The following is a 16403-nucleotide window of genomic DNA, read 5'->3' as shown; positions in this document are numbered from 1 at the left end:
CAACTCTAATATCATACATCCTATAGTACTGTTGATTTAGCTTCTACACCATGAACTAGGAGAAACTCATGTCGAATCCTTTAGACCGGCTTTGTTGCACAAAGATTTATAATTTGAAGCATCCGCCAACTCACTCAAATTTAAGTTACAACTCGGGTATGAGGACGACCTAACTCTGTAAATCTATTCAGCACGGCCACACGTGCATGAATCTCATTAACTTGGCTTTGAAAGTTTCTTGAATGTAGTCGATCGCCTAATAATTTGATGCAATGCATCTTGGTTTCGACCAAACTCCGCCGATGATAGCCTGACCATTTTTTCCATAATGTCCTGCCTAAACGTTTAACTGTTCGAAGTAATTCATTTCGCTCTTGCGAATGAACTTTTATATCTTTCCAAGGCTTTGCATTTTTTCTGGGTGGAATAACTGCATGTGCTTGCCGATCTGCAATGACCTGACGGCATTGTTTTGTATCATAAGCCCCGTCTGTATAAACTGAATCAATCTGTTCATCCAACGGGATTTGATCAAGTAAATCCCCGAGGACTTGTGAATCACTCACATTATTCGTTGTGAGCTGAACTGCTCGTATTTGTAGGGTTTTAGCATCTATACCAATATGGAGTTTACGCCATTGGCGACGATATTCAGGTCCATGTTTCTTGCGTTTCCATTCGCCCTCACCTAGAAACTTCATGCCTGTAGAGTCCATGAGTAGATGCAGCCCATCGCTACTTTTTTGGTAGCTGATTACAATATCAATATGCTTTTGTCTTCTACAAAGCGTGGTGTAATCTGGAGCTATCCAATTTAATCCGCAAAGTTTAATCAGACTTTGCACAAAGCCAGTGACCATACGTAAAGACAGACGGAATAAGGATTTAATCATTAAGCAGCATTGGATGGCTGCGTCGGAGTAGGTTTGATTTCGCCCTTGTTTGCCTTTTGATGGCGCATACCATTGCGTAGCAGGATCAAACCAAATGGCAATATTTCCGCGACTCATGAGTGCTCGGTTATATGCGGGCCAATTGGTTGTGCGGTAGATTTTGTGTGTAGGCTTCTTCATTTGAAAATTATATCGCTGAAAAACCCTTTACAGATAGGTTTGTGCAACAAAGCCGTTGCAAATTACACCTTCTCATGAATAGTGAAGGACAAATTGTGAATACAGTTTTATCCCCTGGACACATTGCAGACATTAGAAAAATCGAAGAATTAGTTGATGGCTTATTGGCAACTGTTTATGGAGATAGAGGTTATATTGGAAAATCAATAAAAACCAAATTATTAGAGCAAGATATCGATTTAATTACTTATCCTAGAAAGAATATGCGAGTAAGTCTATTGTCTTTTTCTGATGAATACCACTTGAGACAGCGGAAAAGAATTGAAACTTTAATTGGCTTATTGAAAGAAAAATACCATTTAGTAAGCAGTAAACATCGGGCTATTTCCGGTTTCCTAGCAGGCATATTTTCTTCTCTATGTGCTTATCAACTCTGTCAGAAGAATAAGCCAAAAATTCATGTCGTTAGAAATTTAGCTTATCCGTAACTGGGGTTAATTTATAATATCCATCCAATCAATAGGTTCTCGTTCGGTCATTTTTACTAACTTAAGTTGATTACCTTCTAACAGGTAATAATAAGTATAGAATTTCCCATCAGCTTCATTTTCGCCAAATGCTTTAACTAATCGGCTATTTAAGTAAACCTCTTCTAAAAAAGGGCCACCTTCACCACCAAAACCTTGATCTAGTACTACGCCTGTCCGTTTATTTATAAATGAGTGAATAACACAACTACTGCCACAACCCCACTCAGCAACAACATATTCTCCAGCAAATTCTACGTCTTGATTTAGAGCTTCTTGTAATCTAGTGCGATAATTTTTTATATACTCATCAGTTATTTTTAAATTAGCTGGTTTTCCCTGATAAATTTTATTTACGCTAACATAATAATCAGACTCGGCTTTAAAAATCCGAGTCAGAGGTAGTCGTGATTTTAGGGCGCTATTATTAACGAATAACTGTATTCAAAGTATGTCACGCAGTCTTGCACAGTACACTGCTCATGTTGGGATAATGCAGTGACCGAAAGCTTCTTTCATACATTGAAAGGTCATGTGGTCCATGGCAGTATGTTTGCCACTCGAAAAGAGGCGAATACTGTCTTGTTTGACTATATTGAGATTTATTACAATCGGGTCAGAAGGCATTCCGCAAACGGCTGGTTAAGCCCAGAAGCCTTTGAACAGAAATATTTCAAGAATTTAGAGGGATTTGTTGTCCACGATACTGTCTAGGATAACCTAATATTATGATTTTATTAAATTTATTTTCATATTAAAATTCAATAAAATACTTAAAAATCAGTATCTTGAAAAATATTTATGCAACAAATCCGAGTCGAAATAGAGATTTCATCATGAGGCAGCATTGAATAGCTGCATCAGAATAAGTTTGATTTCGTCCTGGTTTATCTTTTGGCTGAGCATACCATTGGGTAGCAGGATCAAACCAAATCGAGATGTTTCCTCAATTCACCAAAGCTTGGTTGTAAGAGGACCAATGGGTTGTACGATAGATTTTAGGTGCGGGCTTATTCATCTGAGCATTATATTGCTGAATAAGCCCTTAAGCGTAGGTTTGTGCAACAAAGCCTAGAAAATTTATTTTTTCCTAGCTAAAGTAGCTAGACGCTCATTAAATACAGAGGTATCCCAACGAAATGCCTTATTTTTCCCCAAATATATTCCTAAATCATAAAAATATTTCGCTTGATTTGGATTGTAATTAAATCCTCCCCACCCATTACTATTTGTATATTTATCACCAATTTGTAATATTGAACTAGAAATATTTTCGTATGTTCGATCAACAGGTATGCCCTCTTGACTTGCTCTATAATTAAAAAAAGTAATCAAATGATCTAAAATTGCATTACTCGTTTGCAGGTCTTTTTTAGTCCCAAGTCCTCTAACATATAATGTACTTAGGTAAACATGGCCATGAACTACAGCCCAATAATCACCTAAATCATATTCACCGATTTTATAGTTTGGTATATTCACATTTACTATTTTTTGAAGTAAATAAACACATTTTTCTAAATCTTGTTTTACTTGAGTGCCATTACAGTAATGCATTGCTAAATCATATGTTGATTCATAATGATTGTTAGCAACCCCTCGTTGAAGCCATTTAAGTGCATTTTTTGAATCATTTTTTTCATAATAGTGAGTGACATATTCATATATAGCGGGATTGTAGTTAGTATTAGCTGCTTTATCTAACCAACGTAATCGTTCTTTTTCATTTGCTTCGAAGCCATATCCACCCATTTGATATAATTGAGAAACTTGAAACATCTGTTCTACATTCCCAGCATTAGCTTTTTTTAAAGCTGCTTGAAACTCTTTTTTTGTTGCAAAGTCAGCAAATATACTTGATGAAACACTTAATAAAGCAGCATAAGTAATCACTTTTATCCACATATCATCCTCTTGAATTTTGTAACAATATTATGTGTTCGTATCATATCATCCGTGCCCGACAGTAATTTCATAAAATCAAGTATGATTCCCTTGTGAATATAAACATAGAAAATTCAGTCAATTACGAAATTTAATTTACAGTCTCACGCCAGCATACTTTTTGAAACACCACCATATATTTATTTCTTTACTTTGTATGCTTTGTAGTAGGGCATGACCTGAGGGATAGTCTGTTGAATACTTTCAATGCGTGAAACAGGTGCTGGATGGGTACTCAAAAATTCTGTCGTTTTACCTTTATTATTGGTAGCTACAGCCATTTTTTTCCAAACGACAACTGCAGCATTTGGATTATATCCAGCTCGTGCCATTATTTCTAAACCTACTAGATCTGCTTCATTTTCATGCTTGCGTGAATTTGGCAGAGTAAGACCATACTTTGTGGCCATTTCTGCAACTTGTTGTCCTGTTCCACTTAGACCAAGAGCTGATGAGCCATATTTAAGACCCAGACTTGTAACCACATTCATGCTAGCTCTTTCTCGTCCATGCTCACGAAGCGCATGTGCCATTTCATGACCAATAATTGCGGCCAACTCATCATCAGTAAGCTTTAGTTTTTCAATAATTCCGGTATAGACAATAATTTTTCCACCGGCTACACAGAAAGCATTTAGTTCACTACTTTTAATCGTGTTGACTTCCCATTTCCAATTCGCACTATCTGCTCTGAAGTGACCTGCTATTGGAATTAAGCGTTTTGTTACACGATTAACTTGAGCATTTGAAATCACTTTCCGTTCATTTTTTGCAGACCCAATGATCTCACTGTAAGCTGTTAGAGATTGCTGTTCCCATTGTGCGGCAGGCATGAGTAAAAATTGCTTACGTTCAGATCCCAAAGTACCTGTGTTAGTCGTACTTAAACAGCCACTCATCGTAAGTACAGATGCAATTAAGGCAGAACAGAAGATAGATTTCTTTAAGTTTAAATACATTTTTACATTCCGTTTTTACTATTATAAAAATAGCTTTTTTAAGCTTAATGCCCCAAGAATTTAGATAAATTTATTCATTGAGTTTACATTTAACTTTATTTGTTTGATAGGTTACACGTTTTTTTATTTTAATCAATAATCAACTGATTTTTATACTATAATTTACTTTATTGTTTAGAATTTTTATATAATTTACCCGAATCCTGCTTAAGCAAATGATTCCATTACTCGAATGATTGGCTTGTTTTGATGACATAATTGGTAAGCACATAAAGATGCATAAACTCCAGCTAAGTATCCTTCAATACTTCTCGCTTTACTGCTGACCAAATGATATTTCTTTTTTAACAGGCTGAATAAAGTTTCTATTTTAAATTTTTCAGGGTATCGTTTACTGCTCATAAGCATCTCGTTAATTAACCCGAATCCTGCTTAAGAAAGTGAGATCATTCATCTTGAGACTTATCCATCAGTTTGAGCATAAAAAAGTCTATGATTTGATCTGATAACACTAAAAACTGATTAAAATTATAGTTATTTTATGATTTTAAAGAAAAAACCTTATCCGCGATTCGGGTTAACTAATATTTAAGTTTAAATAAATAATATTCCTTTTTAATTTTAATTGAATTTAAAAATTATTTAGAAATACTTTATAAAGTTAATCCTGTATGGGTTGGTATTATTATTTATATTAAAAGTGATTAACAATTTACTTATCAAAAAAATGTTTTAATAGGATTAAAATATGAAGTTTTACTCTGATATTTAAGAATAAATTAATTTTGATTATAAACTATTCTCTAAGGATTATAAACTATTCTCTAAGTTTGAAGGGTGATAAAATAAGTCATTGATAAATAGAGTTTAATATATAATAATCGAAAATAACTTTTAAAGCTACCTTCTTATATAATAGACCTCTTGCGAAAGTAAAAACCACCTCAATATAGATTTCATGAGATATCAGAAATTAAACCGTTTTTCAGATTCTGAATTTAAACGCCTGGTTGGCGTACCTCGACCAGTTTTTACCGAAATGGTAGATGTTTTAGAAAAAGCAGAATCACTCAAAAAGAAATCAGGTCGTCCTCATACTTTAGATTTAGAGGATCAGTTGTTATTAATGCTCAATTACTTACGGAACTACAGCACTCAACTGGAATTGGCGGCAAATTACCATATCGCTGAAAGCAATGTGAATCGAACCATTAAAAAAGTTGAAGATGCATTAATGAAATCAAGACGTTTTACTCTGCCAAAACGAAGCATTACCACAGCAGACGAACACTTTAACTGGGTCATTATTGATGCCACAGAATGTTCAATAGAACGCCCGAAAAAAAAATCAGAGTAAGTTCTACAGTGGTAAAAAGAAGAAACATACGCTAAAAGTACAAGTGATCTATCATCCGAAGAGCAAACAAATCATAGGGCTAGATATATCGAATGGCAGTCAGCATGACATTAAACTGGCAAGAAAAACGGTTAAGAAATTCAAACATTGTGAATATGTTATGACCGATTTAGGTTACTATGGATTAGAGAAAGATGGCTTTAAATTATTGATGCCAATAAAGAAAAAGAAGAATTTACCCTTATTTGATGTTGAGAAAAAGTACAATAAAATGATTGGAAAAATACGAGTTGTGATCGAACACATCAATAGTCAATTGAAAACATTTAGAATATTAAGTGAACGCTATCGAAATAGACGGAAAAGATTTGGTTTACGCGTCAACTTAATAGCTGCATTGGTAAACCGGATAAATTTTCAATAATGACTTTCGCAAGAGATCTAATGTTAAAAGATCAGTTAGAAAAAGAACTTCCTCAAATTTTATTATCATCTGTACAAAACATCATTCATGGAAATCATGTTGAAGGTAAAGAACTCATTCTTGAACGTTCTGCTGTTTATCCTTTTAAATTGACAGTGACGATTGATTGGAACTTTACATCCGAATGGAATAATGAAAGGATTGCTGGAGGTAAACCCGCTTCAATACATAGTGGTATTCGTTTAAGTGATTTCGAGTCTATTCATGACAATCATGTTCATGATGCTGCTAATAATAAAATTAGACGCTTAGATTTTATTAATGAGTATAAAAATTTTGGATCTAAAGGTTTAGTTTATAATCAGAAAAAAACTATTCATGAATATCCAACACATTCTTATCAATATTATTGCGATAATTGTGGAGGAGATGGGGAATGTAACTGCTCAAATTGTTCAGGAAATGGACGTGTACAGTGCAACAATTGTTGGGGTGCAGGGCAAGTTCAAGAAAATTACCCTGAATATAATAACTGGAATAAAACCTATGAACAGCATTCAAGATATGTATCATGTGCCCGCTGTGGTGGAGGGGGAAGAACCACCTGCTACAGTTGTAGTGGCTCTGGACGTCAGCAATGTTCACCTTGCTCTGGTTATGGTTATTTTACTTATTATCGTAGCACTTATTTAGTTGCTGTTCCTTATAATCAGTATCATGTCAATTGCCAAGAACATGCGCAAAAGTTGGTAGATCATCTTGCTGGATGTAATCATGATCATTTATATCAACATATATATTTTAACGGTTTTAATTATGAGCCAAATGGTCAATCTCATGAAAGATTTACTTATTATGGCGATAGCTTTGTTACAGAGATTTTTACAAACTTACGTTCAATTCAACATCATATAGTAGGGTACAGTAACCCACCTTTGCCCTTTATTCGTTCAGGGATATTTGATCAGCTATTTATTGAAGAAATCACGGCACTTGAACAATATCAAGATAAGGGGGAAAAAATTCCAAAAGAAAAAGCTTTAAAATTTTTTAATGAATTTTCTGGACAACCTGTATTAGAACGTTCATTACGTGGTGTAGCAAAAGATCGTACATCAACATCGCAAGATCATACTGAGATGATTCGAGAGTTATGTTCTTATTTTATTACTCAAAATTCTGCACAGCGGTTATCGGATGGCATTAACGCAATTCTAGATAAAGTATCTCCTGCATATAATGGTCTTGTTTGGATTATTGCAGCATTAATTTACTTTGTTGCAGCAGGCATTTATATTGAATATTTTTTAGAAACATTCAATATTTCAAGTATATGGGATTTAATTCTTGAACTTGTTATTTTTTTATTTTTTACATTATTATACTATTGTGCATATAGTATTATCACATATTTACTCAGTATCACTGTATGTACTTATAAGAGTCGAAATATACCTGTAGAGTTTCGTCAAAAATTTAGGAATAATGAACCTTTTCTTGCTACTGCCTTCATAGGTTCATTTTTTGTGATCATTATGGGAATCTATGGTTATGCTGCTCATCATAAGACATGGTTGCCGAATGCTGGTCCAACACTTTTAAATTTATTATTTAAATCAGTTAATTATATTGTGCCTGATCAAATAGTACACAAATATTGTAAAGATGAAGATCCAATTTTACCTTATAGAAATAAAAAATTTATTTGTGGATCTAAATACTTTATTAATATAAATCAGTTAACAGATGGCACATATATTTTTGGTGATCCTAAAAGTAGAATTCAAACACTTCTTAGAAATGATAATCCTGAAATTATTATAGATGGCAAAATTGGACCAAAAACGAAAGAGGCAGTTGTAGAATATTTTAAGAAACGTAATATGAATTTTGATGGGAATTGGTCATATAATAAAATTGCTATACGTATGGAGATTGATAATAGAGAATATTAAAATTATTCTTAAATAACCCGAATCCTGTTTAAGCCAATGCTTCACTAATTTTGATCATTGGCTTATTTTTATGGCAGAGCTGATAAGCACACAAAGTTGCATAAATACCTGCCAAATAGCCTTCAAGGCTTCTCGCTTTAGTCGTCACTAAATGATATTGACCTTTCAGTAAACTAAATAACCCGAATCGCGGATAAGGTTTTTTCTTTAAAATCATAAAATAACTATAATTTTATGATTAATTTTAATCAGTTTTTAGTGTTATCAGATCAAATCATAGACTTTTTTATGCTCAAACTGATGGATAAGTCTCAAGATGAATGATCTCACTTCCTTAAGCAGGATTCGGGTTAAATAAAGTTTCTATTTTATTCCGCTGCTTTAAATTGTATTCATCTGCTTTGGATAAACCCACAGCTTGCATGTTTTTACGATGATATGTAATTAAATCAATAGCTTTGTTCTTCAACTTGGATTTCAATTCCTGACTGATATATCCACGATCCGCATAGAGCTTTGTTTTTAATCCGTCTACCAACTGTTAAACTATTTTAATATCTGCTGTATGCCCATTGGATAAAGCTATACGGACAATCTCTCCTGGTTGATTCATGATTAAATGCAGCTTACAGCCATAGAACCAGCCCATAGAGCTCTTGCCTCTAGATGCAATTTTAGCTAAAGATTTATGTCGCTGAATGCGTTGATTTTTACATACTGGCAGTGTGGTTGAATCAACCCATAAATAAGCGTTTTGCTGATCTTTCATCAAAGCAAAATGCAAAGCATGTAATGCTAATTGATGTGATTGAATCAGATGAATCATGCATTGGTAACAAGGTAGGCTTTTAAATAAATGACTATTATCTTGTCTTAAAGATGCAAATAATGCTTTAAAGTTGTTGAAATGTGAACATTTATACCAAATGGCAATAAAGACGATTTCAGAAAGGCTCAATACGGATGAGCGCACTCTTAAGCGTTTTTTTCCTTGTTTTAGAAAATTCCAATAAGTTGATTCAAATTTTTGAAAGAAATCATCAATTGCACAGAATAAAGTAATAAAATCAAACATGGTGACTAGAGTTGTGAGTTTGGTGTGGTAACTCAACTGATGGCTCTAGTCATCTTTTTTTCAAGTCAATTTCTTATCCAAGATTCAGGTTAATTTAGGTGTGGGAAATATATGTGAAGTATAAGCTTTTACTATAGTTATTTGATTTATAAGCAGTATATAATAATAAAATTAGCCTTTTAGATTATACAAATAAATTTAATTAAAAACGATTTTAAAATTCGGTACGGTTCACTTATGAAAATTCAAAAACTCGTTCTAGCTACGATCCTTGGGGTTACATGTAGCATGTCTGCTCAAGCAGCAATACAGGTAAAATCAGGGAATAGCACAGTTGAAAAAATCCAAGCCCCTTTATTGAATTTACAAGCAAAAGCGACACTTTTAGGCTTTGCTAAGAATGAATATGAATTAGGTATGGCTTATTACGAAGGGAAAATTGTTCAACGAGATCCACAAAAAGCAGCTGAATGGTTGTTAAAATCGGCTAACAAAAATTATGCACCTGCAATGTTTGTGGTCGGTAAAATGGCATTGATTGGGGATGGCATACAACAAAATATTCAAGCGGGTAGTCAATTGATTCAGGCTGCAGCAAATAAAGGTGACAAACAAGCGCTGGCCTTTATTAACGAAAGTAAGCAATTAAAGGCAGTAGATCAAAAAAATAACGCAGTATCCAAAAATCAGAATATGCATAACGGAATGTGCTCATATCAAGATTTTTATATTCAATCAGCAGGTGATCACGATCGTGCAAAACAGCAGGGCAAGAAAGTTAAAGATATCGAAGAATATGTGAAAGGACCTTGTAAAATTAACATCACGTATAGCAAAAATAATCGTGTTGAAATTAATGCGAATTTCCGTGCAAATAATCAAAATTATGATGCCTATATGGTCACTAAATTAAATGATTCCTGTGATGACGGGATCTGTGGTATGGCGATCAATAGTCCTAAACAGCATCTTACGGAATACGATAGAATCACGTCATACAATAAAAAAGGTGAAGCAATAGATACCAATGAAGATGATGATAGACGATTATTAAAAACTCGATTTAAAAGTCATCAATCCTACTGTTTTGAGGCATTCTGGGCACATAGTGGAACTGTGTTCTGTATGAATTTGGAAGGGAATGATGTTTATCAACATGAAAGAGCTGTGCCATAGTCGATATTAAACAGAGTCAGATCCTGCATATACTCCGATATTCGCATAACCCAGTCCCAGGATGCTCAGCTACTTCATATTTTAGAACGTCACATCAGACGTTTACTGCAAAAATACAAAGCTCAAGGCCCAGCTCATTAGTCCATGCTGCACGTGGCCAAACCAGCAATTCTAGGCTTCCTGAAGAGCTCAGACTTAAGTGCCTCAATCTGGTCGCTGAACAATTCCATGGTTTCGGACCATATCATGGCTGCTGTAGTGGCTTATTGCTTGAATCCCAATAAGCCAACTTTCCCAAATATGCTAAAAGGCTAAGTGGATTTCATCGAACTCAGGTTAAGTTATTTCAGCTCTTCAAGAATTACAGAAGCTGCTATATCGTTCAAATCTTGACAGTCATTACCAGTCATTGTATTACCACGTACAAATTCTACTTTGCCATAACGTGAAATTTCATAATGACGTCCTTGAATTAAAGTATATCCGATAAGAATGTTACTTATATTTTGTAGATATCCCTGCATTCCTTGAAGATCATTAAAATTATAGGTGGAATCACTTGCTACTCTTCCCCATCTACTTTCAAGGTCTTTTTGTAAAGGAGAGTTAATTGGATAGGTATTTAAGTAAAAATATTCTTGATTATTTTCAACGCGTTGTAATTGTAAGCACTTTGAACCTGCAGGGAATACTTTATCCTTAACTTTTTCATAAAATTCATTATAAGTTAAGTTATATGGATTTTTAACTGTGCCATTCCATAAGCTAATATCTGTTGCTATATCTGGAAGCGTAATATCTGAAGAAAATTGATCCATATATTCTGTGACTTTTTTATGACTCAAATCAATTACTTTCCATGTAATAGTATGCTCTAACGTTGTTGGTTTAGAAGTTGCTGATAAAGGCTGTTGAATCCAAATCTGTTGATCTGGTGAAAGATTTTGTATTTGATAGTTTGCAAGATATTCTCCATAAATTGGATGAGTTGTGCCTGATTTATATAAATTATCATTTGTTACAGCGACTAACGGAGGTTCTCCTGATAGATCCATATAGTTTAAGTCAAGTCCAGAAACAGTTTTAAAGTAGCCTTTGCCATCAAAAAAGGTGGTTTGTTGATGTTCTACAATAGTTTTTAAGGGTGCTTGGCTATTTTCTTTATATGGATAAGGAAGGAAAGCTGACCATGTGGTCGTGTTAGAATTATTATTACCTGTATTACCTGTATTACCTGTATTACCTGTATTACCTGTATTACCTGTATTACCTGTATTACCTGTATTATCAGCAGAGGAATTACCGCCTCCACCTCCACATGCAGTGAGTATAATTGCACTTAAAATTGCTAATGAAGTATATTTAATTTTCATAAAGAATCTCTAAATTATTAATTTATCATGGGAAATTTCTAGCATTTATATCTTAATTGTTTTTATCAAAAAATAAAGAAAATTCTTAGATTAGCATTTGAAGTGCAACACCATGTTGTTTGATCCTAGACAGTATCGTGGACAACAAATCCCTCTAAATTCTTGAAATATTTCTGTTCAAAGGCTTCTGGGCTTAACCAGCCGTTTGCGGAATGCCTTCTGACCCGATTGTAATAAATCTCAATATAGTCAAACAAGACAGTATTCGCCTCTTTTCGAGTGGCAAACATACTGCCATGGACCACATGACCTTTCAATGTATGAAAGAAGCTTTCGGTCACTGCATTATCCCAACATGAGCAGTGTACTGTGCAAGACTGCGTGACATACTTTGAATACAGTTATTCGTTAATAATAGCGCCCTAAAATCACGACTACAGTACTGTGAGCCTGAGAAGCACTGCTTCGCAAGATAACCATTTCTTGGATCTCCAAAGATTAAAGTTACGTTATCTTTAGAGGGACGTGCTGTCCATTATTTTGGCTAGGATCAAGATATTTGTGCAACAAAGCCGATTCTAACTCACTCTTGTATCGGATTTTATAAAATACAGACAGATTTGCTTGAATTTTAATGTTTATTTATGGTAAAAAACCTAGTAAAACATTATATTTCATAAGCTTAAAAACTTTATAACCACAGTAAACTCAGGATTATTATGACCCCTGCACAACAAGCTGAACAAGCTGATATTAATTTAGCTACCAAACAAATTGAAGACAGTACGATCCGTATTGAAAAACTTTTTAAATATATAGCCTATGGTTTATATGCTTTCGGCGCTATTCTTTGCTTGACTATCTTCCTGATCCCAGTGGGGATTCTGTTGGCTATTGTCGGCTTTTTAATGAAGAAGTTTGGCTCTAAGATTATTAATGCTGAACTTGATAAGAAACGTTCTGAAATTCGCATTCGCCAAACACGGTTAGATGAAGAAGTAGCACATACAAACGCTGCCTAATATCTAGAAGAAAAAAAGATCGCTTCGGCGGCACTGCTGTTCCATAGTTTGATTTAAATAAAAAAACCTGAGTCCGAATAGTTAAAATATGAGTGCGAACCAATACTTTAACGACCAAGGACTCAGGTTTTGTCACATCAGAATACCGTATTTCATCAGCTGATTAGACACGTCGTGAGACAAGATTTTGAACGACTGTTACAATACACCATGACGGACAAAAATTTAGATCCGCTTCAAGATAGAATCAGTTTATTGCCATATTGATGTCTCAACTTTCCTGTAGGCAAAGTCTGAGAGATATTCAATCCAATCTGCAGTGTCAACAGGAAAAGCTTAATCATCTCGGAGCAAAGTCTATTCCCCGAAGCACACTGGCGCGAATCAATCAGGAGCAGCCCGCTGCCTTATATGAACAGCTGTTTTACAGGCTGCTTAATACTATGAACACTCAAAAGTAGCCCATAAATTTCGCTTTAAGAATAAAATCTTAAACAACTTAACAAATCATTTATATATATGTCAAAACGGCAGATCATCCTCCTGAATTTTTCCATTTTTCTCTATTTCATAAAGATTTTGGAGAGCTTCCAAAGTTTCATTGGATTCCTCTTCACTCATTGTTGGTGCCATTTGATGAAAAAGTATAAGTTTTTCATTAAATTCTCTTTCATTCTCAGGTATTTTAACTTCTACATTGAAAAAATCATGAAAAGCTTGAAGATCCTTTAGTGGGTCTAGTGAATAGGTCATTTTTTCGATCGGATCAAAATCTTCTAATAATTCCGATGTTACTTTTTCATTATCTTGCATAGTTAGTTCCTGAAAGGAAAATTGGTTTATTTGCGATATATTTTATTTAGGGTTTGTTGCATAAACATATAATACAATGATTTTAATAAGTTTTAATTTTAATTTACAATTAATCAATCGTTAAAATCATATGGTTATGAAATTTTTATGCAACAAAGCCCTTTTGACTTATTTCTTCATGTGTTTTTCTAGGCAAAAAATACTGCTTTAGACCAGCTACGGCGCTAAAACAGTATTTTTTAGAACAGAGATCTAGGTTAATCTTTGTGGAGCTTCATGATCAGACGCATTTGCTGTTCAGCAGGACTTGGTTCACCATGTTTCGCAATATATTCAGCCCTTCTTTGCATGAACTCCGCTTCTCTTTGTTGAGCTCGCTGTATTGATTCATCAGGCTGTTGTCGCGGTTGTGTCGCCTTATAATTATAGAGGCCGACACTACAGAGAATGAGAATAAAAAAAGCGATTTGTTTTTTAAGAACTTTATTCACTTGCACTCATCTCTATAAAATACCATCGCTTTTTCAGGCAGAAAAATTCCACCCTATTTAAGAAAAATGGCTCTGTTATTTTATTTATCAATATATTGATATTGTTAAATATTTACAAAGCCATTTCCTCATTATCTCAAAATACGACTACATTCAATCCACCCCTAGCCCCTTAAACACAGCATCTACCGGATCTGCATAGAAGCTGGTCTGGAACTTGGTAAACAGTTCCACAGGAATCGTTGGGATATCTGCCGCACTACTCATTGGCAAAGCAACCTTCTTGGCACCCGCATCAAAAGCAACTTGCAGACATTCGGCAATACTCTCCACCGGTGTCACAGAACCACCCAAGCTCATATCACCCAGTACCACCATCTGACTTTGTACCGATCGTCCTAACAGGCCTGAAGCGAAAGCCACTAAACTTGGCAAGGCAAGATGGCTGAGCGGCCCGGTATTCTGTAACTCCACCACATGTAAGTGGAAGTCATGTTCCAGCACCTTACTGCCCCCCGAGATCCGGGATGCATTGGCCTTGAAGTAATCAAAAGCAATCTTGACCTGTTCTTTGGCACTGCTTGAATTCCATAAGCCAGATGTCGCCAATTTTCCTGAACCTTTAGTGACTTGCAGTTCTAAGCGGTATAAGCCTGGCATGCCCTTATTACTGAGGCCAATGGTATATAGGAAGCCTGGTTTAGCAGGACCTTCGGGAATAAGTCCACCTCCCCCCTGCTCTTTTACTGATACAAAATGTTCTTCTAAGGTATCATTGTCGATATAGCTGAAATGCACGTCATAGAATTCCATCCCCCCAATTTTCTTCAGCTGTTCTTTGACACGACGGCGTACCTGCAAGGCGTATTCCAGACATTGACGCACATCTTCTTTATTAAACTGACCGTGTGGATAGAGCAGCTTCATCAATCCAGAAACCGTCTTGCGAACGGCAATCACATCGCGCTGATTCAGGTTATTCCCTAGCTTGAAGTACTTCTCAATGGCATCCGCAAAACTGCGCTTGCGCATTTCCCGGAAGAATTCAGCCAGATAATCAACAATCAGGCCATAACGGTTGGTAAAGAATTCTGGGCGCATTTTCGGAATTTCCCAACCTGGGATATAGGCATGAAAGCGATCGAAGAATGCCGAATCAATCATGGCTTCCGGGAAAGGAGCCAATAAGTGGCTAGTCTTCACCAAGGATTCAACACTTTGGTTAATATTACCCACAAAAACCATCGAAGCTGAGGCTTCCATCTGTTCACGACCACGGGCAAAAGATCCTGAGGCCATGTAGTCTTTCATGATCTGTACGCCATCTTTGTCCTTAAAGGAAATACCGGCGACTTCATCAAAAGCTACCACATCCCATAAGCCAACCAGACCAATACGGCGGCTACTCATGTTATAGAACAGGTTGGCGACAGTCGTTTGCCCACCAGAGACTAAAATACTATTCGGTGAACACTCTTTGTAAATATGGCTTTTCCCGGTACCGCGTGGTCCCAGTTCACAGACGTTATAGTTATTTTCAACGAACGGAACCATACGCGCTAATAGGTGCCATTGCACGTCCTCTTTTAACGAAGCCGGTTCCATGCCGATCGAACGGATTAAACTCTCGCGCCACTGATCAGTGGTTAACGCTGCCCGTCCGTTGAATAGCTCATCCATATTCATATTGGGCATCTGAATCGGTTTCAGTAAGCTCACGCCAAATGGAGAACAGGTCTGCCCTTCGTCAAAGTAGTAGCTAAGTGTGGCGATGACCCAGATGCCACCAACCAGCAGCTTTTCATACTCTTTGACGATGCCTGCCGAGATCTCAGCATCTTTGATGCCCAGATTACTAAAGGAGGCTTCGTATTTGTCCTTACGCTCATTCAGCTTCACCGTGACCCGATCAATGACTTTATAGCTGCCCCGTTCACGGACCAGGGATTTCACCTTCTCGGCTTCATCCGGTCGGACATAATTCTCAGCCAGAACGGTCTTTACGTTACGCAGTCCCTGCTCAATGATCTCGGGGTCATCCGAGGCACAGTACATCCCCAGCAGGTATTCGAGTACATAGACAGGGACGTTGGCCCCTTCTTTGATCAGTTTGGTCAGATCCTTGCGTACCACCCGCCCGGCAAAGTGTTCATTCAGCAGCTGATCCAGTTCTTTATCGTTAGCCGATTCCATATACGCCACGCTCTATCGTTA

11 protein-coding genes and 10 pseudogenes are annotated in these 16403 nt (G+C 35.9%); 9 read left to right on the top strand and 12 right to left on the bottom strand.

Annotation, left to right across the window (positions count from 1 at the left end; all coding sequences use genetic code 11):
- Positions 1 to 140: 140 nt before the first annotated feature.
- The gene (locus ACO1B7_RS17745; RefSeq protein ID WP_180081891.1) at positions 141 to 1073 is read right to left on the bottom strand and encodes an IS5 family transposase; all 933 of its coding nucleotides are present in this window, start codon (positions 1071 to 1073) and stop codon (positions 141 to 143) included.
- A gap of 56 nt (positions 1074 to 1129) precedes the next feature.
- Here ACO1B7_RS17745 and ACO1B7_RS17740 point away from each other — a divergent pair.
- Both ACO1B7_RS17740 and ACO1B7_RS17735 read left to right on the top strand, forming a co-directional pair.
- Positions 1130 to 1561 (top strand): annotated as a pseudogene (locus ACO1B7_RS17740) (transposase); the annotation flags it as partial.
- 442 nt (positions 1562 to 2003) lie between these two features.
- Positions 2004 to 2314: pseudogene (locus tag ACO1B7_RS17735) on the top strand (IS3 family transposase); the annotation flags it as partial.
- 100 nt (positions 2315 to 2414) lie between these two features.
- Here the strand turns inward: ACO1B7_RS17735 and ACO1B7_RS17730 are convergent.
- From ACO1B7_RS17730 to ACO1B7_RS17715, 4 genes and pseudogenes are all read right to left on the bottom strand, one after another.
- Positions 2415 to 2618 (bottom strand): annotated as a pseudogene (locus ACO1B7_RS17730) (transposase); the annotation flags it as partial.
- 62 nt (positions 2619 to 2680) lie between these two features.
- A complete protein-coding gene (locus tag ACO1B7_RS17725; RefSeq protein ID WP_423090451.1) occupies positions 2681 to 3505 on the bottom strand; it encodes a tetratricopeptide repeat protein in 825 nt (274 codons plus the stop codon).
- A gap of 179 nt (positions 3506 to 3684) precedes the next feature.
- Entirely contained in the window at positions 3685 to 4503 is an 819-nt protein-coding gene (locus ACO1B7_RS17720; protein ID WP_423090450.1) for a M48 family metallopeptidase, read from the bottom strand.
- 207 nt (positions 4504 to 4710) lie between these two features.
- Positions 4711 to 4884: pseudogene (locus ACO1B7_RS17715) on the bottom strand (IS982 family transposase); the annotation flags it as partial.
- A gap of 577 nt (positions 4885 to 5461) precedes the next feature.
- Between ACO1B7_RS17715 and ACO1B7_RS17710 the strand changes: the two are divergent.
- A protein-coding gene (locus ACO1B7_RS17710) for an IS5 family transposase (protein ID WP_423090449.1) occupies positions 5462 to 6284 on the top strand; the annotation gives its coding sequence in 2 pieces (ribosomal slippage) (positions 5462 to 5842 and positions 5844 to 6284; 822 coding nt in all).
- A 20-nt stretch (positions 6285 to 6304) separates the two neighbouring features.
- Positions 6305 to 8239 carry a hypothetical protein gene (locus ACO1B7_RS17705; RefSeq protein WP_423090448.1) on the top strand — a complete coding sequence of 645 codons (1935 nt, stop codon included), beginning with the start codon at positions 6305 to 6307 and terminating at the stop codon, positions 8237 to 8239.
- A 28-nt stretch (positions 8240 to 8267) separates the two neighbouring features.
- Here ACO1B7_RS17705 and ACO1B7_RS17700 read toward each other — a convergent pair.
- A pseudogene (locus ACO1B7_RS17700) lies at positions 8268 to 8420 on the bottom strand (IS982 family transposase); the annotation flags it as partial.
- 168 nt (positions 8421 to 8588) lie between these two features.
- Positions 8589 to 9314: pseudogene (locus tag ACO1B7_RS17695) on the bottom strand (IS982 family transposase); the annotation flags it as partial.
- Between the two features lie 288 nt (positions 9315 to 9602).
- Between ACO1B7_RS17695 and ACO1B7_RS17690 the strand changes: the two are divergent.
- From ACO1B7_RS17690 to ACO1B7_RS17680, 3 genes and pseudogenes are all read left to right on the top strand, one after another.
- A complete protein-coding gene (locus ACO1B7_RS17690; RefSeq protein WP_370982370.1) occupies positions 9603 to 10490 on the top strand; it encodes a tetratricopeptide repeat protein in 888 nt (295 codons plus the stop codon).
- Positions 10491 to 10493: 3 nt separating this feature from the next.
- A pseudogene (locus ACO1B7_RS17685) lies at positions 10494 to 10732 on the top strand (hypothetical protein); the annotation flags it as partial.
- Positions 10704 to 10805, top strand: a pseudogene (locus tag ACO1B7_RS17680) (IS982 family transposase); the annotation flags it as partial. The pseudogenes ACO1B7_RS17685 and ACO1B7_RS17680, both read left to right, overlap by 29 nt.
- Before the next feature lie 26 nt (positions 10806 to 10831).
- On the opposite strand, the gene ACO1B7_RS17675 reads toward ACO1B7_RS17680, so the two are convergent.
- Complete coding sequence (locus tag ACO1B7_RS17675) at positions 10832 to 11863, bottom strand: hypothetical protein (RefSeq protein WP_423090447.1); 1032 nt, start codon at positions 11861 to 11863, stop codon at positions 10832 to 10834.
- A gap of 125 nt (positions 11864 to 11988) precedes the next feature.
- A pseudogene (locus ACO1B7_RS17670) lies at positions 11989 to 12314 on the bottom strand (IS3 family transposase); the annotation flags it as partial.
- A gap of 268 nt (positions 12315 to 12582) precedes the next feature.
- Here ACO1B7_RS17670 and ACO1B7_RS17665 point away from each other — a divergent pair.
- The gene (locus ACO1B7_RS17665) at positions 12583 to 12885 is read left to right on the top strand and encodes a hypothetical protein (protein ID WP_423090446.1); all 303 of its coding nucleotides are present in this window, start codon (positions 12583 to 12585) and stop codon (positions 12883 to 12885) included.
- A 129-nt stretch (positions 12886 to 13014) separates the two neighbouring features.
- Positions 13015 to 13399: pseudogene (locus ACO1B7_RS17660) on the top strand (DUF4372 domain-containing protein); the annotation flags it as partial.
- Between the two features lie 8 nt (positions 13400 to 13407).
- Here ACO1B7_RS17660 and ACO1B7_RS17655 read toward each other — a convergent pair.
- The 3 genes from ACO1B7_RS17655 to brxL all read right to left on the bottom strand — a co-directional run bounded on the left by ACO1B7_RS17655 (position 13408) and on the right by brxL (position 16382).
- Positions 13408 to 13698 (bottom strand): hypothetical protein, encoded by a 291-nt coding sequence (locus tag ACO1B7_RS17655; protein WP_423090445.1) that lies wholly within the window; start codon positions 13696 to 13698, stop codon positions 13408 to 13410.
- Between the two features lie 257 nt (positions 13699 to 13955).
- Positions 13956 to 14189, bottom strand: a complete 234-nt coding sequence (locus tag ACO1B7_RS17650; RefSeq protein ID WP_423090444.1) for a hypothetical protein — start codon at positions 14187 to 14189, stop codon at positions 13956 to 13958.
- Positions 14190 to 14342: 153 nt separating this feature from the next.
- Positions 14343 to 16382: a protease Lon-related BREX system protein BrxL gene (gene brxL, locus ACO1B7_RS17645; protein WP_423090443.1), complete on the bottom strand. Its 2040-nt coding sequence runs from the start codon at positions 16380 to 16382 to the stop codon at positions 14343 to 14345.
- Positions 16383 to 16403 lie beyond the last annotated feature (21 nt).

This window comes from Acinetobacter lwoffii (genome assembly GCF_049367455.1).
Taxonomy (GTDB): Bacteria; Pseudomonadota; Gammaproteobacteria; order Pseudomonadales; family Moraxellaceae; genus Acinetobacter; species Acinetobacter lwoffii_W.
Note: the sequence above shows the minus strand (reverse complement) of the source record. Positions and strands in the feature narration are given on the sequence as shown.